Source organism: Streptomyces sp. NPDC059452, from assembly GCF_042750035.1.
Classification (GTDB): domain Bacteria; phylum Actinomycetota; class Actinomycetes; order Streptomycetales; family Streptomycetaceae; genus Streptomyces.
In genome coordinates this window covers 52,401-75,000 of the sequence record NZ_JBHYVE010000006.1, presented here as the reverse complement: position 1 = coordinate 75,000, position 22,600 = coordinate 52,401, and the positions used below count along the sequence as shown (strand labels likewise).

The window sequence follows — 22,600 nt, the reverse complement described above, 5'->3', positions numbered from 1 at the left end:
CGTACGACGGGTACGGGCGGTGGGCGGGGCGGCCCCGCCGACCGCGCGACACACCCTAGGGCCTGCCGCGCGACGCCTGGCCCTAGCCCTTGCGGCGGAAGAGGTACCCGCCGCAGACCATCCCGATCAGGAACATCGCGAGCAGCGCGAGCCAGAGGGGCATGGTCACTTCGGGGATCAGCACCCGGATGGTGACCTTCTTGGTGTTCACACAGATGAACACGATGACCAGTACGACCAGCGCGCCGACGGCGATGCGGCCCGGGGTCCACAGCCCGGTTCCGCGCCTGCCGTCGCTCGTCACGTCCTTGGGGCTCATGGTCCGGCCCTTCCGCTCGCTCCTCGCATCCGGCCCGTCCGTCGTGCCACGTGGCCGCCCCCCGGGGGTTTCCCCAGCATGACGCGGTGCCAGGCCCGGAGGGCGGTGCTGTACCGCCATTCGAGTGAATGCGGGAAGCGGCGGTCAGCCGGCCGGGACCACCGGGAGCTCCAGCACGCCCGTGTCCTCGGGGGCGTGGACGACGGTGACGGGCTTGATGCCCCGGTTGCCGAAGTACGCGGTGTCGCTCGCGGCGATCACGAATTCGAGCCGGTGCCCCTTCTCGTACCGGTGGACGATGCCGGGCAGCTCGACGGTGAAGGGCCGGGTGACATCGGGGACCCGTACCGGCGAGACGAGGCGGTTCACCAGCTTCCTGGTGCCGTCGGGGGCGACGTCGTACACCTTGGCGAAGAGGACGAGCTTGTCGGAGGCGTCCCCGCTGTTCTGGACGCGTTCCGCCTTCGGGGAGCGCACCTTCAAGGTGGCCTTCGGGGCGCCCACCACATCGACGGGTGCGGTGAGCGGGGCGCTCCGCCAGCCGAGGTAGGTGCCCTTGGTGTCGTACGGCTTCGGGTCGGGCAGTCCGATCAGCGGGGCGATCGAGCTCTCCGAATGGCTCGTCGGTACCGGCCAGTTGGTGTACTGACGGCTGCCGCGGACCACCTTGGAGCGGTTGTCGACGAGCTTGCCGTCACCGGAGAGGTACATCTTCTGCGACAGGGCGGGCAGTTGGGCGGCGGTCCCGTAACCGCTCTGCCAGGAGCGGTAGTAGGCGAACTCGGGTCCGGTGTCGGTGTCCGTCTCCTTCTGGAGGTAGCGGTCGAACCAGGCGAGCACCCGTCGCCCCACGTAGCTGGTCTCCAGATCGCCTTCGCCCAGGTCGAGTTCGCCGGGGACCATACCGCCGCTGTGACCCCAGGACTGCCAGATCATCTTGGCGGTGGTGCCCTGCGCCTTGAGCGTCTTGTACGTGGCAGTGGCCTCGTTCAGGTTGAAGAGGCTGTCGGCCTGGCCCTGGACGATCAGGGTCGGGGCCGTGACCCGGTCGAGATAGGAGACGGGCGAGACGCTGCGGGCGTAGTCGAGCATCCCCTGCGCCCGGTCGGCCGGGTAGCGGCCGGAGTTGAGGAGGCGGATGGTCTCGCAGGCCCGGGTGGCGAAGTGCAGGCAGTCCAGCCGGTTGAAGCGGGACGGGTCCAGGCTCGGGTTGAGGAGCGGCTGGCCCTCACCGATCAGGTAGAACCCGTTGGTCCACTGCCACTTGAAGACACCGGGAGTCTCGGAGGTAACCCCGGTGCGCGCCCCGGTGTTGTTGGGGGCGAGCGCGTAGGCGAGGTCGTTCCAGGTGATGAGCGGGACGAGGGCGTCGACGCGGGGATCGGTGGAGGCGGTGGCCAGTTGGATGGCACCGCCGTAGGAGCCGCCGATCATGCCGACGCGCGGGTCGCCCTCGCCGTCCCGCACGACGAAGTCCGCGCGGGTGCCGTCGTCGGCCGCGCGGGTGCCGCCGAGGAAGTCGAGGAGCCCGCTCGCGGCCTTTCCGTCGATGGCGGGGTCATCCAGGGTGATCAGACAGCCGGAGTCGCCGAAGCCGAGGCCGGAGTAGACGAGGCCGACATAGCCCCGGGCGGCGACGGCCCTGCCGATGGCGTCGGTCGACCCGTCGGACTTGCTGCCGCCGAAGCCGTTGGTGGCGAGGACGGCCGGGGCGGGGCGGTCCGCGTCGACGTCCGCCGGGCGGTAGAGGTCGGCGTCGACCGTGCAGGAGCGGCCGCCCGCCTGGACGGTGAACTTGAGCGGGGTGACGGTGTACGGGGCAGCCTCGGCACGGGCCGGACCGGAGAGGACGAGGGGGACGGCGAGGGCGGCGCCCGCGACCGCGACGAGCGGGTTGCGCAAGCTGGAAACAGCACCTGACACGAAGACCTCCACACCGAGGACACCATACCGACCGGTAAGTATCGGGCCGCGCTCATGTTGTGACACGTGTCATAGCCGTGTCAACGCTCAGGACAGCGGTTGTTGACGGATGTTCACACAAGAGCGGCCGGACCTGCGGTCACGGGCCCGGGGCCTGTCGTCGAACTGCCGCCCGCCGGACGACGCCTGGCCCGAGGGCCTTTCGTTTCGATCACGCCGGGCTCGCGGGCCCCGCTCCCCGATCCGGCCTGATCCAGACGAAAGACCCTAGAGGAGCGCGGGGACCTCGACGGTCAGCGTGCAACGGCCGCCGTCCGCAGGGGCGTTCAGCACCGCGGGCACCCCCAGCGGGACCGTCAGTGAGGTCGGCCCGTGGCCGAATCCCAGCTCCTCGACCACGGGTATGCTCAGTGGGCCGAACCGGTCGGCCAGCACGGCGCGGACCTTCTCGTACGGTCCGCACTCCTGCCAGGAGCCGCAGACCACCCCGGAGACCCCCTCCAGGGCGCCGGAGCGCAGCAGCCGGGTGAGGATGCCGTCGAGCCGGTAGGGCTTCTCCCCGGTGTCCTCGATGGCCAGCAGCCCGCCCCGGGCAGCGGTCCGGGCGCACGGGGTGCCGATGGCGGCGGCGAGCAGGCTGACGCAGCCGCCGTACAGGGTGCCGCGAGCCTGCCCGGGGACCAGGGCGGCGGCCGTGGCCGACCCCAGGGTCAGGACCGTCTCGGGCTCGAAGAGCGTGGCGCGCAGGTGCTCGCGGGTCGGCGTGTCCTTCAGGAACGCCTCCGTGGCCACCATCGGGCCGTGCAGCGTGGCGTATCCGGCCCGCAGCGCGAACGCCTCGTGCAGCGCGGTGATGTCGCTGTAGCCGACGAACACCTTGGGCCCCGCCGCCCGGATCGCCGCCCAGTCGAGCAGGTCCACCATCCGGTGGGCGCCGTACCCGCCCCGGGCGCAGAGCACCGCGTCCACGGACGGATCGCACCAGGCGGCCTGGAGATCGGCCGCCCGGTCGGCGTCCGCCCCCGCGAGGTAGTCCAACTCCGGGTGCTTGTCCCGGACATGGGGCGCCACGACGGGTTCGAGGCCCCAGCCGCGCAGCACCCCGAGACCCTCCTCCAGCCGCTCGGCGGGGACGGGTCCGCTGGGAGCGACGACGGCGACCCGCATCCCGGAGCGCAGCCGGGGCGGCCGGGCCAGGGGGGTTACGCGGGACGGCCCCTTCGTCACTTCCTCAGCTCCAGCGGCGGCACATCGCCCCGATCGATACCGAATGTCTGTACGTAGAGGGAGAGTTCGGCCTCCAGTGCCCGGACCAGGGTCTCCGCCCGCCGGAAGCCGTGACCCTCCCCTTCGAAGGCGATGTAGGCGTGCGGCACGCCCCGCCCCTCGATGGCGGCGAGGAACCGGTCGCACTGGGCGGGCGGGCAGACCTGGTCGTCCAGCCCCTGGAGCAGCAGGAACGGGGCGGTCAGCCGGTCGGTGCGGTTGATCGGCGCGCGTTCGCGGTAGCGCTCGGGCACCTCGGCGGCCGGTCCGATCAGGGACTCCAGGTACCGCGACTCGAAGTCATGGGTGCCGCCCGTCGACCAGCCCTCCAGGTCCAGGACCGGGAAGAGGATCGTCCCGCAGGCGTAGCGGTCGGTGCCGGTGAGCGAGGCGGCGGCGGTCCAGCCGCCCGCGCTGCCGCCCCGGACCGCCAGCCGACGGGGGTCGGCCGAGCCCTCGGCCACCAGGGCGTCGGCGACGGCTTCGCAGTCCGCCACATCGACAACTCCCCACTGCTCGCGGAGCCGTTCGCGGTAGCGGCGGCCGTAGCCGGTGGAGCCGCCGTAGTTGACGACGGCGACCCCGATCCCGCGCGAGGTGAAGTAGGCGATCTCCAGGTCGAGGACGAGCGGGGCGTGTCCGGTGGGGCCGCCGTGCGCCGACACGATGTACGGGGGCAGTTCGCCCTCGGGTCCGGTGCGTCCGGGGTGGTGCGGCGGGTGGATGTGGGCGTGGATCTCGCGGCCGTCGGGGCCGGTGAACGTCCGGTCCCGGGGCACGGAGTAGTAGGCCGGGTCGACCGCGTCGCGGTGGGCGGAGCCGATGACCCGGGTGTGCCCCGTCGCGGTGTCCAGCTCCACGACCTCGGGGCCGGTGCGCGGGCTCGCCGCGACGCCGACGACCCGGCTGCCGTGCACGGCGAGGGTGCCGGACCAGGAGGTCCAGTGCCCCGGTACGTCGGCGAGTTCGCCGGTCTCCGGGTCGAGGATGCCCAGCCGCTGGGAGCCCAGGCCGTGCAGGACGGCGATCAGCCCGTTCTCCAGGGGGTGGAACCAGCGCAGCCCGATCTTCCACAGCGGCCCGCCGAACTCCTCGCCCCGGGGCGGCAGAAGGCGGCTGCTGGGCACCACGCCCCCGGCCACCGCGTCGGGGCGGATGCGCTGGAGCTCCCACCAGTCGGCCAGGTCGGAGACGAACAGGAGGCTGCCGTCGCGGTCCCACTCGATCTGGCAGACCGACTCGTACTCATCGCCCACCAGGGGCCGTACGCCGGTGAATTCACCGTTCTCGGTGATCTCCGCCAGCATCACCACCGTGCCGTCCCAGGGCATGTGGGGGTGGTCCCAGGCGATCCAGGCGGCCCGCCGCCCGTCGTGCGAGACCCGGGGGCCGGTGACGAACCGGTGGCTGCCGTCGGAGAGTTCCCGTACGGCCGCGCGGTCCTCGGCGGCCGAGCCGTCCAGCGGTACGGCGGCGACCACACGGCGTACGTCGGTCGGCCCGGGACCGGTGAACTCCTCCAGAACGCACCACACTTCGCCCTGGGAGCCCTGGTCCGGACGCAGCTGCGGGTCCACCCAGCGCAGTCCGCCGCCGATGTCCGACACCGGGGTGAGCGGCCGGGGGGCGTCCGGCCCGTCGGGAGCGTACGCGTACAGGCGCTGGTCGGCGAAGTGGACGAAGACGACCAGCGGCCCGCCCTCCTCGCGCACCACGCCCGCCCAGGGCTGCCCGCCGTACTCGATCACCCGGCTGCGGGCGTTCCACGGGGCGGGCAGCACGGGGGCGGTGGTGCCGTCCGGACGGCGGCGCACCAGGGCGCTGCGACCGCCCTCGGCCGGGCGCGGCTCGGTCCACCAGACCTCGTCGCCGACGGTGCCGAGATGGTCGGGGCGGCCGTCGTGCGAGGCGGCGAGCGCCGCGTCGATGGGTGAGGGCCAGGAACCGTACGGGGCTTCGGGCACGGTGTTCACAGTGGAGGTCCCCCCTGGGAGCCGGTCGAGCGGTGCTGGTCAGGCTTTGCTGGTCAGGCGGTGCTGGTCAGGCTTTGCTGTTCGGACAGTACGGGTCGGGCGGCGCCGGTCCGGCGGTTTCAGGTCAGGCGGTCCGCAGGTAGTGGTCGAGGACGCAGACGCCGAAGTGGAGTGCGTCGACGGGGACGCGCTCGTCGACGCCGTGGAAGAGCGCCTGGTAGTCGAAGCCCGGCGGCAGCTTGAGCGGTGAGAAGCCGTAGCCGGTGATGCCGAGCCGGGAGAACTGCTTGGCATCGGTGCCGCCCGACATGCAGTACGGGACGGTGTGCCCGTCGGGGTCGAACTTCTCGATGGCGGCGCGGAGTCTGGCGTACGTGGGCGAGTCGACCGGCGCCTGGAGGGCGACCTCGCGGTGGTCGTACTCCCAGGAGACATCGGGTCCGGTCAGCCGGTCCAGGGTGGCGCGGAACTCGTCCTCGCCGCCGGGCACCGTACGCCCGTCGATGTAGGCGGTGGCGTGGCCGGGGATCACGTTGACCTTGTAACCGGCCGCGAGCATCGTCGGGTTGCTGCTGTTGCGGACGGTGTTCTCGACGAGGGCGGCGGCCGGGCCGAGCTTGCCGAGGAGCTGGGCCACGTCGAAGCCGGGCTCGTCCAGGTCGACGGTGATGCCGTGCAGGGCGGCGATCTCGGTGATCGCGGCCCGTACGGTCGGGGTGATCCGGATCGGCCACTCATGGGCGCCGATCCGGGCGACGGCGGCGGCGAGCGCGCTCACCGCGTTGGCCCGGTTGACCTTGGAACCGTGCCCGGCCCGGCCCTCGGCGGTCAGCTTCAGCCAGCCCGTGCCGCGCTCACCGGCCGCGATGGGGTAGAGGGAGAGACCGTGCCCGGCGTGGAAGGTGAACGCGCCGGACTCGCTGATGCCCTCCGTACACCCCTCGAAGAGGTCCGCGTGCCGGTCGGTGAGGAAGCCCGAGCCGTCCTCGGCGCTGGCCTCCTCGTCGGCGGTGTAGGCGATGACGATGTCGCGGCGGGGCCGGAACCCCTCGCGCGCCCATCCCCGTACGACGGCCAGGACCATCGCGTCCATGTTCTTCATGTCGACGGCCCCGCGCCCCCACACCACCCCGTCGCGGACCTCGCCGGAGAAGGGGTGCACGGTCCAGTCGGCGGGCTCGGCGGGCACCACGTCCAGGTGGCCGTGGACGAGGAGAGCGTCGGCCGACGGGTCGGTGCCGGGGATGCGGGCGACGACGTTGGTCCGGCCCGGGGTGCGCTCCAGCAGCACCGGTTCGAGCCCGGCCCCGGCCAGCCGCTCAGCGGTGTACTCGGCGGCCGGGCGCTCCCGGCAATCGCCGCCGCCCCGGTTGGTCGTGTCGATCCGGATCAGTTCGGAGGTGAAGGTCACCACCTCGTCGAGCGCCTGCCGGTCCACGGGGCCGAGCGGGCCGGGGACGGCCGGTTCGGGGGCGTCAGCCATATTGTTCCTCCACGGCGGACGACACGATGGTCGTCACCGCCTTGAACGTGCGGATACCTTCGTACATCGTCCCGCTGGTGTAGGCGACGCGCCTCTCACCGCTCGGGGCGACGCCGGGCACCACGGTCGCCGCGGCCGCCAGATGCTCGGCGTCGAACTCCAGCTCCACGGTGTACGTCCCGCCGGTGACGGGGGTCTGACGGACGGCGAGCGCGGTGGCCTCACGCGCGGCCGTCCGGATGTCCGCCGCGGTACGGGCGGGGGTGCGGCACACGGCCGCGTACCGCGATACGTAGTCCTTCACGGCGACCTTGCGGGCCCCGGGGGCGTACCCCTCGGCGTCCACGCAGGTCAGGTCGTCGCCGGTGACGAGGACGACGGGGACGCCGTACTCGGCGGCGACATGGGCGTTGAGAAGGCCCTCACTGGCACGGATCCCGTTGAGCCAGACCCCGGTGATGGAGTTGGCCAGGTAGGTGTGGGCGAGGACGCCTTCCGTACCGGCTCCGGTGTGGTAGCCGAGGAAGGCGATGCCGTCCACGTCCCCGTGCTGAATGCCCTCCACCATGGAGAGCGACTTGTGCTTGCCGGTGAGCATCTGGACGCGTTCGTCCATCTGCTCCAGCAGCAGGTTCCGCATCGACCAGTGGGCCTCGTTGATCAGGACCTCGTCCGCGCCGCCGTCGTAGAACCCGAGGGCGGCCGCGTTCACGTCGGAGGTGAACATCGGCCGGCAGCGCTCCCACTGCGGGGTGCCCGGCAGCACGTCGGCCGGCCAGGTCACTCCGGTGGCGCCCTCCATGTCGGCGCTGATGAGGATCTTCATGCCGCCACACCGTACGCCCCGGCGGCGGGCCGGGCCAGAGAGGGTGGCCCTGTCGCCGCTCCGGCCCGGCGAAGGTCCCTCCAGTGGTCTCCTCGGTGATCTCCTCAGTGGTCTCCTCCGGCGGGCGGTCAGCCGTTCTGGGCCCCGGGCAGCAGCTCCTCGATCCGGGCCAGCTCCTCGTCGCTGAACTCCAAATTCCGGACGGCCGCCACGCTGTTCTCCAGCTGGGTGACGCTGCTCGCGCCGACGACGGCGGAGGTGAGGCGGCCGCCGCGCAGCACCCAGGCCAGGGCCAGCTGGGCGAGCGACTGGCCGCGCTCCTTGGCCAGGGCGTCCAGGGCGCGCAGCCGCTCCACCAGCGCGGGCGTGACCGCGTCGGCCGTCAGGAACGGGCTGTCGCCCGCCGCGCGGGAGCCCGCCGGGATGCCGTTCAGATAGCGGTCGGTCAGGATGCCCTGCTCCAGCGGGGAGTAGGCGATGGAGCCGACGCCCAGTTCGTCGAGCGCGGTGAGCAGCCCGTCCTCGGGGCGGCGGTCGAGCATCGAGTAGCGGGGCTGGTGGATGAGCAGGGGCGTGCCGAGGTCCTGGAGGATCGCGGCGGCCTCGCGGGTCTGCTCGGCGGAGTAGTTGGAGAGGCCGACGTAGAGGGCCTTGCCCTGGCGTACGGCGGTGTCGAGCGCTCCCATCGTCTCTTCGAGCGGGGTCTCGGGGTCGGGGCGGTGGGAGTAGAAGATGTCGACGTACTCGACGCCCAGCCGCTTCAGGCTCTGGTCGAGGGAGCCGCGCAGGTACTTCCGCGAGCCCCACTCCCCGTACGGGCCGTCCCACATGTGGTAGCCCGCCTTGGTCGAGATGACGAGCTCGTCGCGGAGCTTCGCGAAGTCTCCGGCGAGCGCGCGGCCCAGGGTGAGTTCGGCGGAGCCGGGCGGCGGGCCGTAGTTGTTGGCCAGGTCGAAGTGGGTGATGCCCAGGTCGAAGGCGCGGCGCAGGATGCGGCCCTGCTCGTCGGGGGTCCTGTCGCCTCCGAAGTTGTGCCAGAGGCCGAGGGAGAGCGCGGGCAGCAGCAGACCGCTGCGGCCGGTGCGCCGGTAGGGCATGGCGGAGTAGCGGTCGGCGGACGGCAGGTACATGCGTAAGGCTCCGCGGGGTGAGGGATGAGGGGTGAGGGATGAGGGGTGACGGAGTCCAGGGTTCCGCAGATCGATCCAGCAGTCCAACAGGAGATTCCGCTCGGATTCATCACCTACAGTCCTCAATCATGGAACTGCGTCAGCTGGAGCACTTCGTCGCCGTCGCCGAGGAGCGGCACTTCACCCGCGCCGCCGAGCGCCTCGCCGTCTCGCAGTCCGGGCTCTCCGCCTCCGTACGGGCCCTGGAGCAGGAGCTGCGGACCCCGCTGTTCAGCCGCACCACCCGGACGGTCCGGCTCACCGAGGCGGGGCGGGCGCTGCTGGTGGAGGCGGAGCGCACGCTGGCGGGGGCGCGGGCGGCACGGGACGCGGTCGATGCCGTACGGGGGCTGCTGCGCGGGACGCTGACCCTGGGCGTCGAGCAGTGCGTGGCGGGGGTGAGCCCGGCCCGGCTGCTGGCCGCCTTCCACCGGGCCCACCCGCAGCTGGAGCTCCGGCTGCGGCAGGAGGGGACGAGCAGCCTGCTGGACGGGGTGGCCGGGGGGCGCCTGGACCTCGCGTTCGCCGCCACGGTCGGCCCGGCGGAGTGGCGCGGGGAGCTGCTGCCGCTGGCCCGGGAGGAGATGGTGGTGCTCTGTGCGGCGGACCACCGGCTGGCCGGGCGGGACCGGGTGGCGTGGGAGGAGTTGCCGGGCGAGTCGTTCATCGACTTCCATCCGGACTGGGGGCCGCGCCGGGCGGCGGACGAGGCGTTCGCGGCGGCGGGGGTCCGGCGGACGGTGGGCCTGGAGGTCAACGACGTCCACAGCCTGCTGGAGCTGGTGCAGGAGGGGCTGGGGATCGCGGTGGTGCCGCACCACTTCTCCCGCAAGCCGGAGGCGGCCCGGCTGGTCGCGGTGGAGGTGGAGCCGGTGGGCGGGGAGCGGGCGGTCTACGAGAGCGTGGTGGTCCTTCCGGCGGCGCGGAGCCTGAGCCCGGGGGCGCGGGCGCTGATGCGGCTGGTGCGGGAGGACGCGGTACGGGAGGCGGGGGCGCGCTGAGCCCTTGCGGGCTTGGTCTCACATCCTCGGCGCACCCGCCCCCGTACGCCTCAGTCCTCGTGGCCCAGCTGGAGGTCCCGTTCGGTGCGGCCGCCGCCCGCCACTTGGAGCACGGTCGCGACCGGCGGGTATCCGGCGGCGATCACCGTGTACTCGCCGGAGGACAGGTCCACGAACCGGAACGATCCGTCGGGCCCGGTGGTGAGCGTGTGCACCACGTTGCCCGCCGCGTCCAGCAGGGTGACCCGGGCATCCTCCACGGGCCGCCCGCCGGTGGCCCGGACGGTGCCGCGCAGCACGGCCCCGCCCGCCAGCTCGATGTCCTGCCGGGTCTCGCGGGCCGCCTGGACGCTGACCGGGAGGGCGGCCGGGCGGTAGGCGGGGGCACTCGCGGCGAGGGTGTACTCGCCCGCGACCAGCTCGGTGATGACGTAGCCGCCCTCGCGCCCGGTGCGGGTGGAGGCGACGACCTCGCCGCGTACGTCGGTGAGGGTGACGGCCGCGTCCCGTACGGGCACACCGTCCGCCGTGCGGACGGACCCGGCGAGCCGTCCGGCGCCGCCGAGGACCACGTCCACTTCTACGGGGCGGTCGCCCACGGTGACGCTGACGGCCTGCGGCTGGTGGCCGCCCGCCGCGGCGATGAGGACGTACGAACCGGCCCCCGGGACGCTCAGCGCGTACCGCCCGTCCTCGCCGCTGGCCCCGCGCCCGATCTGCTGCCCCTGGATGTCGATGAGGGTGAGGGCGGCCCGGTCCACCTTCGTACCGTCGGGGTGCTGGACGCTGCCGCGGACGGGCACACCGGAGAGCCGGGACGATGCGGTGCGGGCGGCGGGGACCGGCGCGGGCTCGGTGGCCGCTTCGGGGCTGTGGTGGGACACCAGCGGTTTCTCCTTGAGGAAGAAGGCGAGGACCAGGCCGAGGACGAGCACCGGCACGAGGTAGAGGAAGATGCGCGGCATCGCGTCCACGTACGCCTGGATGTAGGCGTCGCGCAGCGCGGGCTCCATCGCGTGGACGGTCTGCGGGGTGATCGACTCGGGCGGGGGCAGCTCCACGCCCGTGGGCAGGCGGACGCCGAGGGCGTCGGAGAGCCGCCCCGCGAACAGGGTCCCGAAGACGGCGGCGCCGACGCTGCCGCCGATCTGCCGGAAGTAGTTGTTGGCACTGGTGGCGGTGCCGAGGTCGGCGGGGCGTACGGAGTTCTGCACGGCGAGCACGAGGACCGACATGACCAGGCCGATACCGGTGCCGAGGACGGCCTGCCAGAGGCTGTACGCGAGGCGGGAGGTGCCTGCCTCCAGGCCCGAGAGCAGCCACATGCCGACGACCGAGACGGCGCCGCCGACGATGGGGTAGATCCGGTAGCGGCCGGTACGGGTGATGAGCCGGCCGGAGACGATGGAGCCGCCGACGATGCCGAGCATCATCGGCAGCATCAGGAGCCCGGATTCGGTGGCGCTGGCGCCGTCGACCATCTGGAGGTAGGTCGGCAGATAGCTGGCCGCGCCGAAGAGCGCGATGCCGATGACGGCGCCGATCAGTCCGGTGATGTTGAAGATCGAGTCGCGGAACAGCCGTAGCGGGATGACCGGTTCGGCCGCGCGGTGCTCGACGGCGACGAAGAGGAGTGCGGTGACGACGGCTCCGGCCGTGAGGCCCAGGATGGTGCGCGAGCCCCAGGCGTACTCGGTGCCGCCCCAACTGGTCACCAGCACCAGGCAGGTGGAGGCCACGGCCAGCAACAGGGCGCCCAGGACGTCGAGTCGGGGCCGTACAGCGGGCTTGGGAAGCTTGAGCACGACCGCGATCACGGCGAACGTGACCAGCCCGAACGGCACGTTGATGAAGAAGCACCAGCGCCAGGAGGCGTGGTCGGTGAAGAAGCCGCCGAGCAGTGGTCCGGCCACCGAGGCGAGGCCGAAGACCGCGCCGATGAGGCCCATGTACCGGCCGCGCTCCCGGGGCGGGACGATGTCCGCGATGATCGCCTGGACACCGATCATGAGCCCGCCGCCGCCGACGCCCTGGAGCGCGCGGAAGGCGATCAGCTCGTCCATGGTCCGCGACCAGCCGGCCAGCGCGGAGCCGATCACGAAGACGACGATCGCGAACTGGAAGACGCCCTTGCGGCCGAAGAGGTCGCCGAGCTTGCCGTAGAGCGGCAGGACGATGGTGGAGGCGAGCAGATAGGCGGTGACCGCCCAGGACATCTTCTCCAGGCCGTGCAGCTCACCGACGATCTTCGGCAGGGCGGTGGCGACGATCATCTGGTCGAGCGCCGCGAGCAGCAGGGTGAGCATCAGCCCGAGGAAGACCATGCGGACCCGGCGGGGGCTGATCGCCCCGGCCGCCGGGAGCGGGCCGGGGCCGGCCGGTGGCGGCGGCTCTTCCCCGAGAGCCGCCGTGCCGTCCGGACCGTCCTTCACCAGCGTGATACCGCCCACCACGTAACGCTCCCCTCGTCGCATCTGCGCCGCCCATTTCTCGCATCGCGCGGCAAGGCGGGGCAAACGGTGACGAGGGGCGCGCAGGGCGCGTACGGAGGGCTTATGCGCCGGTCGGAGCCGCTACGGCGCACCACCGGCCGCCCCGGAAAACCACCCGTTCCGGTGAGGCGGCCCGGTCGGCCGGAGCCGGGCCGTTCGAGGCCCGGCATCAAACAAGGTGACTACTTCTCGACGAACAGGGTGACTACTTCTCGACCTCGGTGGCGAGGTTCTGGAGCAGCTCGTCGTAGATGCGGCCGAGGCCCTTGGGGGCGAAGGTCCGCTCGAAGAAGCCGCCGATGCCGCCGGCGCCGTCCCAGACGGTGGTGACGACGGCCTTGGACTTCCCCTCACCGGCCGGGGTGACGGTCCAGGTGGTGACCATGGAGGAGTTGCGGTCCTTCTCGACGAGCTGCCCGTCGGTCGGCTCGGTGACCTCCAGCAGGCAGTCACGGACCCGCTTGCTGGTCGCCTGGAGCTTCCAGTGGACGAGGGTGCCCTCGCCGTCGCCGCCCTCCCGGACCTCGTACTCGCTGAAGTGCGCGGTCAGCACCTTGCCGCGGACGTCCTTGTAGTCGGCCAGCGCGTCGAACACCGCCTCTGCGTCCGCCGCGATGATCCGCTCCGTGGTGGCCTCGACCTGCGCCATGGCTGTTCCTCCAGCACTTCGGTTGTCCGGGGTGATTCGGGGGTTGGGGGGTGTCCTGGGCTGAGCCAACCACCTCCGGTACGACCGCTCAAAATCGGGGTCGACGGGCCGGTTCACACGATCAAGGGAACACATGTTCTATTCTGTGGCCAGTGCTACCGAGGAGGCGTCCATGCGCTGGGACAATCTGGTCGAAAACAGCCCCATGACCGGCAACAGCGCGCTCTTCGCCGCGGACGCGGTGACCACGCGCACCTTCGACACCCCGGAATTCCGGGGCATCACGTTCCACGAGATCCGGGCCCGTTCGATTCTGAACCGGGTGCCCGGGGCCTCGCGGATGCCGTTCGAATGGACGGTGAACCCCTACCGGGGCTGCTCGCACGCCTGCGTCTACTGCTTCGCCCGCAAGACGCACAGCTATCTGGACCTGGACACCGGCATCGGGTTCGACTCCCAGATCGTCGTCAAGATCAACGCCGCCGGGCTGCTCCAGCGGGAGCTGGCCTCCCGGCACTGGCAGGGCGAGCACATCGCGATGGGGACCAATGTCGACTGCTACCAGAGGGCGGAGGGACGCTACCGGCTCATGCCGGGCATCATCACGGCCCTGCGCGACCGGGCGAACCCCTTCTCGATCCTGACGAAGGGCACCCTGATCCTGCGGGACCTGGAGCTGCTGCGGCAGGCCGCCGAGGTCACGGAGGTCGGCGTCTCGGTCTCCGTCGGCTTCACCGACCGTGAGCTGTGGCGCACGGTCGAACCCGGCACCCCCTCCCCCGGACGCCGTCTCGACGTGGTGCGCGCCCTCACCGAGAGCGGGATCGGCTGCTCGGTCCTGATGGCCCCCGTGATCCCCTTCCTCGGCGACAGCCCCGAGCAGCTGCGCGCCACGGTCTCCGCCATCGCCGCGGCCGGGGCGTCCTCGGTGACCCCGCTGGTCCTGCATCTGCGCCCCGGCGCGCGCGAGTGGTACATGCGGTGGCTCGGGCTCCACCATCCGCATCTGGTGGAGCGGTACGAGCGGATGTACGCGGGCGGGGCGTACGCCCCCACCTGGTACCAGCGCCGGATCACACGTCAGGTGCACGAACTGGCGGACGAGTTCGGCATCGGCCCGGCACACCGGGGCGAGGCCCGCCGGATCACCCCCGCGCGGACGGTGGAGGGGCCGGAGCAGGAGCCGGGGCCGACGCAGCTCACGCTGTTGTGAGGCCGTGAAGCCTGTGCCGTCTCCCCGTAACGCCTCCCGCCCGCAGACCCGTAACAACGCCTCCCGTCCGCAGACCCGTAACGCGTAGACCCGTAACGCCTCCCGCAGGGCCGATGGCGTGACCGTACGGGTCAACTCCGCGCGGAATCGACCCCCGGCCCGAGGATCTCGGAGAGCATGCGGCGGGGACCGGCCATCCGCCGCCATGTCCCCTCCACCTCGGGAGGCCCCATGACGAAACGTGCAGGAATTCTGGTCGCCGCCGGTGCGACGGTCGCCGGTCTGCTGGCCGCCGCCCCGGCCCCGGCCGCCGCTTCCTCCGGGACGAGCGCGCCGCCCGCCCCGGAGCTCGCGTGGACCGGCTGTCCGACGGAGAACCATCCGACGCTCCAGTGCGCGAAGGTCAGCGCCCCGCTGGACCACGACGACCCCACGGGCCGGCAGATCACCCTCGCCCTGTCCCGCGTCCCGCACACCGCGAAGACCTACCAGGGCCCGCTGCTGGTCAACCCGGGCGGGCCGGGCGGCAGCGGTCTCTCCATGGCCGGATTCGTGGCGTCGGCGCTGCCGAAGAAGGTGGCCGCCCAGTACGACGTGATCGGGTTCGCCCCGCGCGGGGTGGGGAAGAGCACCCCGGCGCTGAACTGCCTGCCCGGCCACTCCGATCCCGTACGCCCGGACTCGGTGCCCGCCTCCTACCGGGACGAGCGGGTCAACCGCGACCGGGCGGCGGCCTTCGCCCGCGCCTGCGGGGAGAAGCACGGCGATGTGCTGCCGTACATGGACACCATCAGCGCCGCGAAGGACCTCGACGTGATCCGCCGGGCGCTGGGCGCGAAGCAGATCAACTACTTCGGTTACTCCTACGGCACCTATCTCGGCGCGGTCTACGCGAAACTGCACCCGGAGCGGGTGCGGCGCCTGGTCCTGGACTCGGTCGTCGACCCGGACGACGTCTGGTACCAGGGCAACCTCAACCAGGACTACGCCTTCGACGACCGCCACAAGGCGTTCGCGGCCTGGGTGGCGAAGCACGACGCCACGTACGGGCTCGGCACCGACCCGGCCGGGGTGGAGGCCGCCTGGTACCGGATGCGGGCGGCCGTCGCCGCCGAGCCTGCGGCGGGCAAGGTCGGGGCGAGCGAGCTGGAGGACACCTTCCTGCCCGGCGGGTACTACAACGGATACTGGCCCTACCTCGCCGAGGCGTTCGCCGCGTACGTCAACGACCAGGACACCGAGGCGCTGGTGACGGCGTACGAGAACTTCGGCGCCACCGGGCCGGGCGGCGACAACAGCTACTCCGTCTACCTCGCCGTCCAGTGCCGCGACGCGGGGTGGCCCCGGCACTGGAGCACCTGGCGCAACGACACGCGCCGCATCCACGACAAGGCGCCCTTCATGGCCTGGAACAACACCTGGTACAACGCACCGTGCGCGAGCTGGCCGGTGGCGCCGCTCACCCCGGTCCAGGTGACCAACGACCGTCTCCCGGCGGCCCTGATCCTCCAGGCCACCGGCGACGCGGCGACCCCGTACCCCGGCGCGGTGAGCATGCACCGCAAGCTGAAGGGCTCCAGCTTCGTGGTGGAGGAGGGCGGCGGCAACCACGGCATCACGCTGAGCGGCAACGCCTGCCTGGACAAGCACCTGACGGCCTATCTGACCGACGGGACCGTCCCGCGCGGCCGGGGCAGGGACGGCGAGGCGGACGCGGTCTGCGCGGCCCTCCCGGACCCGAAGCCGCTGCCCGCGGCGAAGGCGGCGGCCCAGTCGGTGGACAACAGCGCGGGCAGCCGTCTGCACGGGCTGCTGGGGCCCCGCCACTGAGGGAGGGGGCGCGCGCCTCCCTCAGCGGCGGGAGGGGCGCGCGCCTCGGTTTTCGGGCCGGAGTGCGCGCCCCGGAGTGTGTGCCCCGGCTTTCGGGTCGGGGCGTGTCACCTCGCACCTCTGCTTGCGGGCCTGGGCACGCCCCCCGCGCTTTTGCTTCCGGGCGCCGGGGCGCGTCACCCCCGCGCCTCTGCTTCCAGACCGGGGGCACGTCACCCCCGCACCTCTACGAAAGCCGCTCCAGCGCCTGAGCCGCCGCGGCGCCCAGCCGGGGGTGCGGGAGGGCCGCTCTGAGGACCGGGCGGGCCCGGATGTCGTGGAGCTGCCCGAGCCCCTCGACGCAGGCCAGCGCCACCCGCCAGTGCGGCTCCTCCGGGGCCAGCAGCCGCTCCAGCGTGGCGACCAGGGCCGGGACCGCCTCGGGGGCCCGCAGGGTGGTGAGCAGACGGACCGGATGCACGGCGTACGCGGTGCGCAGGGTGTTGGTGGCGAGCGCGGCGGCGGCCCGGGGCGTGCGGGGGTCGTTCAGCTCGGCCAGGGCGTGGGAGGCGGAGACGCAGCGTTCGGGGTCGCGGTGGTTGAGCAGGAGCACCAGCGCCTCGAAGGCCCGCCGGTCACCCGCGCAGCCGAGCCGGAAGGCGGCGATCTCACGGGCCCACAGAGGGCGCTGCGGCTCCACCAGGACGCGGGCCAGCATCTCGTTGTCGTCGGTCGCCAGGAGCAGCTCGTACGCGGCGGACCCGGCCGCCTCGTCCCGTAACCGGTCCATGAGCGAACGGAGTTCCTCATCCATGACGCTCAGCGTATCCATGAACACGCTCCGTGCGGGACGGGTTCGGGGAGTCGATGTGGTCCAGCGCACAAAGACTCAGGGGTGGCGCGCTCGTTACTCGCCGGTTAATCTCATCTGAGCGGGAACACACTCCCCGCAGCTCCGGTGGCCTGGTGACGCAGCCACCCGGAGTGCTTGTCGGTTCGGCAGTTCTTCAGTGCGACGCGACTCCGGGACAGAGTCCGTCACCCCTCCCGGCCGGGCGTGCTCCCAGCGCCCCCGGCCCCGCGCTTCACGACACGCATCCCGCATGCCGCGCGCCGCTCCCTCATCGCCGCGCGCGCCGTGCTCCCACAGTCGTCACTCACCCTGGAGTCCCGTGATGGACACCCCGCTCTCCACCATTGCCGTCGTCGGCCTCGGCACCATGGGCACCGGTATCGCCGAGGTCCTGGCTCTCGCGGGCCGCGAGGTCATCGGTATCGACATCAGCGAGGCGGCCGCCCGGCAGGCCGTCACCTCCCTCGAAACGTCCACCGCACGGGCCGTCGGGCGCGGGCGGATCACCGAGCAGGAGCGGGCCGCCGCGCTCGCCCGGTTCCGTACCTCCGACACCCTCCGGGCCGCCGCCGAGGCCGAGCTGGTCATCGAGGTCGTGCCGGAGTCGTACGAGATCAAGCAGCAGGTGTTCCGGGAGCTGGACGCGATCGTCTCCCCCGCCGCGATCCTCGCCACCGGGACGAACGCCCTGTCGGTGACCCGGCTGGCCGCCGAGTCCCAGCACCCCGAGCGCGTGCTCGGCCTGCACTTCTTCAACCCGGCGCCCGCGATGAAGCTGGTCGAGGTGGTCTCCTCGGTGCTGACCGCGCCGCCCGCCGTCGAGGCCGTCACCCGGCTGGCCCGGGAGCTGGGCAAGGAGCCGGTCGCGGTCGGGGACCGGCCCGGGTTCGTCGCGGACGGGCTGCTCTTCGGCTATCTCAACCAGGCCGCCGCGATGTACGAGGCGAACTACGCGTCCCGCGAGGACATCGACGCGGCGATGAAGCTGGGCTGCGGACTGCCGATGGGCCCGCTCGCCCTGCTGGACCTGATCGGGATCGACACCGCCCGTACGGTCCTGGAGGCCATGTACGCCGCCTCCCACGACCGCCTCCACGCCCCCGCCCCCGTCCTCGGCCAGCTCAGCGAGGCGGGGCTGACCGGACGCAAGGCGGGGCGCGGCTTCTACACGTACGACGCCCCGGGCGGCCAGGACGTGGTGCCCGACGCGCTGACCCCTTCCGCGGGGACGGCGGCCGGTGACGGGCGCTCCATCGCCTCCGTCGGGGTCGCGGGCTCCGGGACCATGGCCTCCGGGATCGCCGAGGTCTTCGCCAAGGCCGGGTACACCGTGGTCCTGGCCGCGCGCGGCCAGGAGAAGGCGGACCTCGCCAAGGCCCGGATCGCGAAGTCGCTGGAGCGCTCGGTGACCAAGGGGCGGCTCACCGCCGAGGCCCGGGACGAGACGCTGGCGCGGATCACGGCGGCCGGTTCGCTGGACGCGTTCGCCGAGGTCGACCTCGCCGTGGAGGCCGTCGCCGAGGACCTGGAGATCAAGCAGCAGCTCTTCGCCACCCTGGACAAGGTCTGCCGCCCGGGCGCGGTCCTCGCCACCACCACCTCCTCCCTTCCCGTCATCGCCATCGCCCGGGCCACCGCCCGGCCCGAGGACGTCATCGGGATGCACTTCTTCAACCCGGCGCCCGCGATGAAGCTGGTCGAGGTCGTCCGTACGGTCCTGACCGCCGACGACGTGCACGCCACGGTCCGCGCGGTCTGCGCGAAGATCCGCAAGCACCCGGTGGACTGCGGGGACCGGGCCGGGTTCATCGTGAACGCGCTGCTGTTCCCGTACCTCAACAACGCGATCAAGATGGTCGAGGAGCACTACGCCTCGCTGGACGACATCGACGCGGCGATGAAGCTGGGCGGCGGCTACCCGATGGGCCCGTTCGAACTGCTGGACGTCGTGGGGCTGGACGTCTCCCTCGCCATCGAGAAGGTGCTGCACAAGGAGTTCCGTGACCCGGGGCTCGCCCCGGCGCCGCTGCTGGAGCACCTGGTGGCCGCGGGCTGCCTCGGCCGCAAGACGGGCCGTGGCTTCCGCGAGTATGCCCGCCGCTGACCCGGGAGCCGGGTGGGGCGGGCTGCTGGGACCCTCCGGCGGTCCGCCCCCGCAGGCGCGCTCTCCTGCACCGATGCGTTACGTTCATGCCATGTCCCAGCCCGCCAAGTCACCCCGTGCCACCGCCGCGTCCGACGCCCCGGAGACCGCCGCGGGAACGCGCGCCGCCGCCCAACGGCTCAAGATGCGCCGCGAACTGGCCGCAGCCGCGATGGAACTCTTCGCCACGAAGGGGTACGAGGCCACGACCGTCGACGAGATCGCGGGCGCGGCGGGCGTCGCCCGGCGGACCTTCTTCCGCCACTTCCGCTCCAAGGAAGAGGCCATCTTCCCGGACCACGACGACACCCTCGTCAGGGCCGAGGCCGTCCTGAACGCCGCCCCCGCGCACGAGCACCCCCTCGACACCGTGTGCCGCGGCATCAAGGAAGTCATGAAGATGTACGCGGCCAAGCCCGCCGTCTCCGTGGCCCGTTACAAACTGACCCGCGAGGTCCCGACCCTCCGGGAGGCCGAGATCGCGTCGGTGGCCCGCTACGAGCGGCTGTTCACCCGCTATCTGCTGGGCCACTTCGACGAGCGCGACCACCACGTGGGCAACGACGACCCGCTGCTGGCGGAGGTGGCCGCGTCCGCCGTGGTCACCGCGCACAACCACGTACTGCGCCGCTGGCTGCGGGCGGGCGGCCAGGGCGATGTGGAGGCTCAGCTCGACCGGGCCTTCGCCATCGTGCGGGACACCTTCGGCACCGGCATCGGGGCGGGCCGGACCGCCCAGGCCGAGCCCGTCCGGGCCCCGGCGGCGACGGTGGCGGCCGAGGGCGAGGTGCTGGTGGCGGTGGCCCGTACGGACGCCCCGCTGGACGAGGTCATGCGGACGATCCAGCAGGCGCTCAAGGAGCGCTGAGCCCGGGGGCCTTCGGCGGGACCGTCCGACGCGGGCGCGGCGATCCGTCCGGCCCGCGTGGCAGCCGAAAACCGCTGGTCCGCCGGGCACCGCTGTGCTGAGGTGCGCGGATGCGATCACCTGAGCACGCCATCGAGACCCGCCGTCTCTTCGACCGCGAGATGCGGGAGCACGCCCGTCCGGACGGGCCCGGCGTACGCGTCGAGCGCGTCGGCCCCGTCGTACGACAGGTGGGCGGGCCCGACGACTGGAACGGCGTGGTGTGGTCGGACCCGGGGCTGGACGCGGCCGGGGCCGACGCCGCCATCGCCGCGCAGATCGAGCACTGTACGACGCTCGGCCTGCCGGATTTCGAGTGGAAGCTGTACGCCCACGACCGCCCGGCCGACCTGGGCGACCGGCTGCGGGCGGCCGGGTTCGTACCGGAGGAGCCGGAGGCCCTGCTGGTGGCACCCGCCGACCTGCTGTCCGGGCTGGTCGAGCTGCCCGAGGGGGTCACCCTGCGGCCGGTGACCGACGCGGCGGGCGCGGAGCTGATGGCCAGGGCCCATGAGCGGGCGTTCGGGACCGACGGGAGCCGCCTGCTCCACCAGGTGGTGCGGCGGTTGGAGGAGGCTCCTGAGGACTTCGTGGCGGTCATGGCGGTGGACGGCGCCGGGGAGCCGGTCTGCTCGGGACGGATGGAGCTGTACCCGGGTACGGGCTTCGCCGGGCTCTGGGGCGGCGGGACGGTGACCGCCTGGCGTGGGAAGGGCGTCTACCGGGCGCTGGTGGCGTACCGGGCCCGGATCGCCGCCGAGCGCGGCTACCGGTACCTCCAGGTCGACGCGACCGGCATGTCCGCCCCGATCCTGGGCCGGCTCGGCTTCACGGAGCTGGGGACGACGACGCCGTATGTGTACCGACCCGGCCGGTAACCGCATGCCAGCAGGACAGAACGTCTCGTAACACCCATCGTGTTGCTCATGCGTGCCTACGAGATGACAAGTGAGAGAAATTGTTGGCACTGGGTGCCTTGCCACGTGTCACGGAGTGCCATACGTTGAAGGTGTCCGGGCGGCCGGCGTGCTGGGATCTCACGTACGCCGGCTGTCCCCGCAACCACCGTGCTGCGCGCCCGGACGCCTGCGTCACAGGCACCCTTCTGCTCCACCCGAGCAAGCCGAAGCTCCCCCTCGCCGAACCGACGGCAATACACCTCCACACCGCACCGCACCCCTGCCAGCAGGGCCCCTCAAGCGTTCCCTCGACGCCGCATCACCGGAGGCAACACCGTGAAGGAAATCCTGGACGCGATCCAATCGCAGGACAGTACGGCCGCTGACTTCGCGGCCCTGTCCCTCCCCGAGTCCTACCGCGCGATCACCGTGCACAAGGACGAGGCGGAGATGTTCGCGGGGCTCGAATCCCGTGACAAGGACCCCCGCAAGTCGCTCCACCTGGACGAGGTCCCGGTCCCCGAACTCGGCCCCGGCGAGGCCCTCGTCGCCGTGATGGCCAGTTCGGTGAACTACAACTCCGTCTGGACCTCGATCTTCGAGCCGGTCTCCACCTTCGGCTTCCTGGAGCGGTACGGCAGGCTCAGCGAGCTCACCAAGCGCCACGACCTGCCGTACCACGTCATCGGCTCCGACCTGGCAGGCGTCGTCCTGCGTACCGGCCCCGGCGTGAACGCCTGGAACCCGGGCGACGAGGTCGTCGCGCACTGCCTCTCCGTCGAGCTGGAGTCCTCCGACGGCCACAACGACACGATGCTCGACCCCGAGCAGCGCATCTGGGGGTTCGAGACCAACTTCGGCGGGCTCGCCGAGATCGCGCTCGTCAAGTCCAACCAGCTGATGCCCAAGCCCCAGCACCTCAGCTGGGAGGAGGCCGCGGCTCCGGGCCTGGTCAACTCGACCGCGTACCGCCAGCTCGTCTCGCGCAACGGCGCGGGGATGAAGCAGGGCGACAACGTGCTGATCTGGGGCGCCAGCGGCGGACTCGGCTCCTACGCCACCCAGTTCGCGCTGGCCGGCGGTGCCAACCCGATCTGTGTCGTCTCCTCCCCGGAGAAGGCGGACATCTGCCGGGCGATGGGCGCCGAGGCGGTCATCGACCGCAACGCGGACGGCTACAAGTTCTGGAAGGACGAGCGCACCCAGGACCCGAAGGAGTGGAAGCGCTTCGGCAAGCGCATCCGCGAGTTCACCGGCGGCGAGGACATCGACATCGTCTTCGAGCACCCGGGCCGCGAGACCTTCGGCGCCTCGGTCTACGTCACCCGCAAGGGCGGCACCATCACCACCTGCGCCTCCACCTCCGGCTATATGCACGAGTACGACAACCGCTACCTGTGGATGTCCCTCAAGCGCATCATCGGCTCCCACTTCGCCAACTACCGCGAGGCGTGGGAGGCCAACCGCCTCATCGCCAAGGGCAAGATCCACCCGACGATCTCCAAGACGTACACCCTGGAAGAGACCGGCCAGGCCGCCCACGACGTCCACCGCAACGCCCACCAGGGCAAGGTCGGCGTCCTGGCACTGGCTCCGCGCGAGGGTCTGGGCGTGCGCAACGAGGAACTGCGCGAGCAGCACATCGACGCCATCAACCGCTTCCGCAACGTCTGAG

The 22,600-nt window shown here is 72.1% G+C and carries 17 protein-coding genes; 7 read left to right on the top strand and 10 right to left on the bottom strand.

All coding sequences use genetic code 11. The features are described 5' to 3' along the window. Positions 1-82 precede the first annotated feature (82 nt). The 7 genes from ACFW9Z_RS11060 to ACFW9Z_RS11030 all read right to left on the bottom strand — a co-directional run bounded on the left by ACFW9Z_RS11060 (position 83) and on the right by ACFW9Z_RS11030 (position 8,920). On the bottom strand, positions 83-319 hold the full coding sequence (locus ACFW9Z_RS11060) for a lipopolysaccharide assembly protein LapA domain-containing protein (protein WP_384637736.1): 237 nt from the start codon (positions 317-319) through the stop codon (positions 83-85). 144 nt (positions 320-463) lie between these two features. Beyond that, positions 464-2,221, bottom strand: a complete 1,758-nt coding sequence (locus tag ACFW9Z_RS11055; protein WP_384638240.1) for a CocE/NonD family hydrolase — start codon at positions 2,219-2,221, stop codon at positions 464-466. 288 nt (positions 2,222-2,509) lie between these two features. Beyond that, the gene (locus tag ACFW9Z_RS11050) at positions 2,510-3,409 is read right to left on the bottom strand and encodes an LD-carboxypeptidase (protein ID WP_384638237.1); all 900 of its coding nucleotides are present in this window, start codon (positions 3,407-3,409) and stop codon (positions 2,510-2,512) included. Positions 3,410-3,465: 56 nt separating this feature from the next. Next, positions 3,466-5,481: a S9 family peptidase gene (locus tag ACFW9Z_RS11045; RefSeq protein WP_384637734.1), complete on the bottom strand. Its 2,016-nt coding sequence runs from the start codon at positions 5,479-5,481 to the stop codon at positions 3,466-3,468. 124 nt (positions 5,482-5,605) lie between these two features. After that, positions 5,606-6,964, bottom strand: a complete 1,359-nt coding sequence (locus ACFW9Z_RS11040; RefSeq protein WP_384637731.1) for a M20/M25/M40 family metallo-hydrolase — start codon at positions 6,962-6,964, stop codon at positions 5,606-5,608. Continuing rightward, complete coding sequence (locus tag ACFW9Z_RS11035) at positions 6,957-7,790, bottom strand: M55 family metallopeptidase (protein ID WP_384637728.1); 834 nt, start codon at positions 7,788-7,790, stop codon at positions 6,957-6,959. Before ACFW9Z_RS11035 ends, ACFW9Z_RS11040 begins: the two co-directional genes overlap by 8 nt. 128 nt (positions 7,791-7,918) lie before the next feature. After that, positions 7,919-8,920 (bottom strand): aldo/keto reductase, encoded by a 1,002-nt coding sequence (locus ACFW9Z_RS11030; RefSeq protein ID WP_384637725.1) that lies wholly within the window; start codon positions 8,918-8,920, stop codon positions 7,919-7,921. Between the two features lie 128 nt (positions 8,921-9,048). On the opposite strand from ACFW9Z_RS11030, the gene ACFW9Z_RS11025 reads away from it, so the two are divergent. Beyond that, positions 9,049-9,960 carry a LysR family transcriptional regulator gene (locus tag ACFW9Z_RS11025; RefSeq protein WP_384637722.1) on the top strand — a complete coding sequence of 304 codons (912 nt, stop codon included), beginning with the start codon at positions 9,049-9,051 and terminating at the stop codon, positions 9,958-9,960. Between the two features lie 50 nt (positions 9,961-10,010). On the opposite strand, the gene ACFW9Z_RS11020 is transcribed toward ACFW9Z_RS11025, so the two are convergent. Next, entirely contained in the window at positions 10,011-12,413 is a 2,403-nt protein-coding gene (locus tag ACFW9Z_RS11020; protein ID WP_384637720.1) for an MFS transporter, read from the bottom strand. Between the two features lie 244 nt (positions 12,414-12,657). Continuing rightward, on the bottom strand, positions 12,658-13,101 hold the full coding sequence (locus tag ACFW9Z_RS11015; protein WP_015612512.1) for an SRPBCC family protein: 444 nt from the start codon (positions 13,099-13,101) through the stop codon (positions 12,658-12,660). Positions 13,102-13,273: 172 nt separating this feature from the next. Here ACFW9Z_RS11015 and ACFW9Z_RS11010 point away from each other — a divergent pair, with 172 nt between their 5' ends. Both ACFW9Z_RS11010 and ACFW9Z_RS11005 read left to right on the top strand, forming a co-directional pair. Then, on the top strand, positions 13,274-14,314 hold the full coding sequence (locus ACFW9Z_RS11010) for an Rv2578c family radical SAM protein (RefSeq protein ID WP_384637717.1): 1,041 nt from the start codon (positions 13,274-13,276) through the stop codon (positions 14,312-14,314). Between the two features lie 231 nt (positions 14,315-14,545). Further along, positions 14,546-16,144, top strand: coding sequence for an alpha/beta hydrolase (locus ACFW9Z_RS11005; RefSeq protein ID WP_384637714.1), 1,599 nt, complete (start codon positions 14,546-14,548; stop codon positions 16,142-16,144). Between the two features lie 226 nt (positions 16,145-16,370). Here the strand turns inward: ACFW9Z_RS11005 and ACFW9Z_RS11000 are convergent, their stop codons facing one another. Continuing rightward, a complete protein-coding gene (locus ACFW9Z_RS11000; RefSeq protein ID WP_384637711.1) occupies positions 16,371-16,937 on the bottom strand; it encodes an adenylosuccinate lyase in 567 nt (188 codons plus the stop codon). 361 nt (positions 16,938-17,298) lie between these two features. On the opposite strand from ACFW9Z_RS11000, the gene ACFW9Z_RS10995 reads away from it, so the two are divergent. From ACFW9Z_RS10995 to ccrA, 4 genes are all read left to right on the top strand, one after another. Beyond that, complete coding sequence (locus ACFW9Z_RS10995) at positions 17,299-19,080, top strand: 3-hydroxyacyl-CoA dehydrogenase family protein (RefSeq protein WP_384638234.1); 1,782 nt, start codon at positions 17,299-17,301, stop codon at positions 19,078-19,080. Between the two features lie 91 nt (positions 19,081-19,171). Continuing rightward, positions 19,172-19,987: a TetR family transcriptional regulator gene (locus tag ACFW9Z_RS10990; protein WP_384637708.1), complete on the top strand. Its 816-nt coding sequence runs from the start codon at positions 19,172-19,174 to the stop codon at positions 19,985-19,987. 110 nt (positions 19,988-20,097) lie between these two features. Further along, complete coding sequence (locus tag ACFW9Z_RS10985) at positions 20,098-20,904, top strand: GNAT family N-acetyltransferase (RefSeq protein ID WP_384637706.1); 807 nt, start codon at positions 20,098-20,100, stop codon at positions 20,902-20,904. Between the two features lie 357 nt (positions 20,905-21,261). Continuing rightward, a complete protein-coding gene (gene ccrA / locus ACFW9Z_RS10980) occupies positions 21,262-22,599 on the top strand; it encodes a crotonyl-CoA carboxylase/reductase (RefSeq protein WP_384637703.1) in 1,338 nt (445 codons plus the stop codon). Position 22,600 lies beyond the last annotated feature (1 nt).

Bases quoted from the DNA above. Each gene is read 5' to 3' on its own strand.
- ACFW9Z_RS11060 (WP_384637736.1), bottom strand. From the start codon at position 319: ATGAGCCCCAAGGACGTGACGAGCGACGGCAGGCGCGGAACCGGGCTG.
- ACFW9Z_RS11050 (WP_384638237.1), bottom strand. From the start codon at position 3,409: ATGCGGGTCGCCGTCGTCGCTCCCAGCGGACCCGTCCCCGCCGAGCGG.
- ACFW9Z_RS11040 (WP_384637731.1), bottom strand. From the start codon at position 6,964: ATGGCTGACGCCCCCGAACCGGCCGTCCCCGGCCCGCTCGGCCCCGTG.
- ACFW9Z_RS11035 (WP_384637728.1), bottom strand. From the start codon at position 7,790: ATGAAGATCCTCATCAGCGCCGACATGGAGGGCGCCACCGGAGTGACC.
- ACFW9Z_RS11030 (WP_384637725.1), bottom strand. From the start codon at position 8,920: ATGTACCTGCCGTCCGCCGACCGCTACTCCGCCATGCCCTACCGGCGC.
- ACFW9Z_RS11025 (WP_384637722.1), top strand. From the start codon at position 9,049: ATGGAACTGCGTCAGCTGGAGCACTTCGTCGCCGTCGCCGAGGAGCGG.
- ACFW9Z_RS11015 (WP_015612512.1), bottom strand. From the start codon at position 13,101: ATGGCGCAGGTCGAGGCCACCACGGAGCGGATCATCGCGGCGGACGCA.
- ACFW9Z_RS11010 (WP_384637717.1), top strand. From the start codon at position 13,274: ATGCGCTGGGACAATCTGGTCGAAAACAGCCCCATGACCGGCAACAGC.
- ACFW9Z_RS11005 (WP_384637714.1), top strand. From the start codon at position 14,546: ATGACGAAACGTGCAGGAATTCTGGTCGCCGCCGGTGCGACGGTCGCC.
- ACFW9Z_RS11000 (WP_384637711.1), bottom strand. From the start codon at position 16,937: ATGGATGAGGAACTCCGTTCGCTCATGGACCGGTTACGGGACGAGGCG.
- ACFW9Z_RS10995 (WP_384638234.1), top strand. From the start codon at position 17,299: ATGGACACCCCGCTCTCCACCATTGCCGTCGTCGGCCTCGGCACCATG.
- ACFW9Z_RS10990 (WP_384637708.1), top strand. From the start codon at position 19,172: ATGTCCCAGCCCGCCAAGTCACCCCGTGCCACCGCCGCGTCCGACGCC.
- ACFW9Z_RS10985 (WP_384637706.1), top strand. From the start codon at position 20,098: ATGCGATCACCTGAGCACGCCATCGAGACCCGCCGTCTCTTCGACCGC.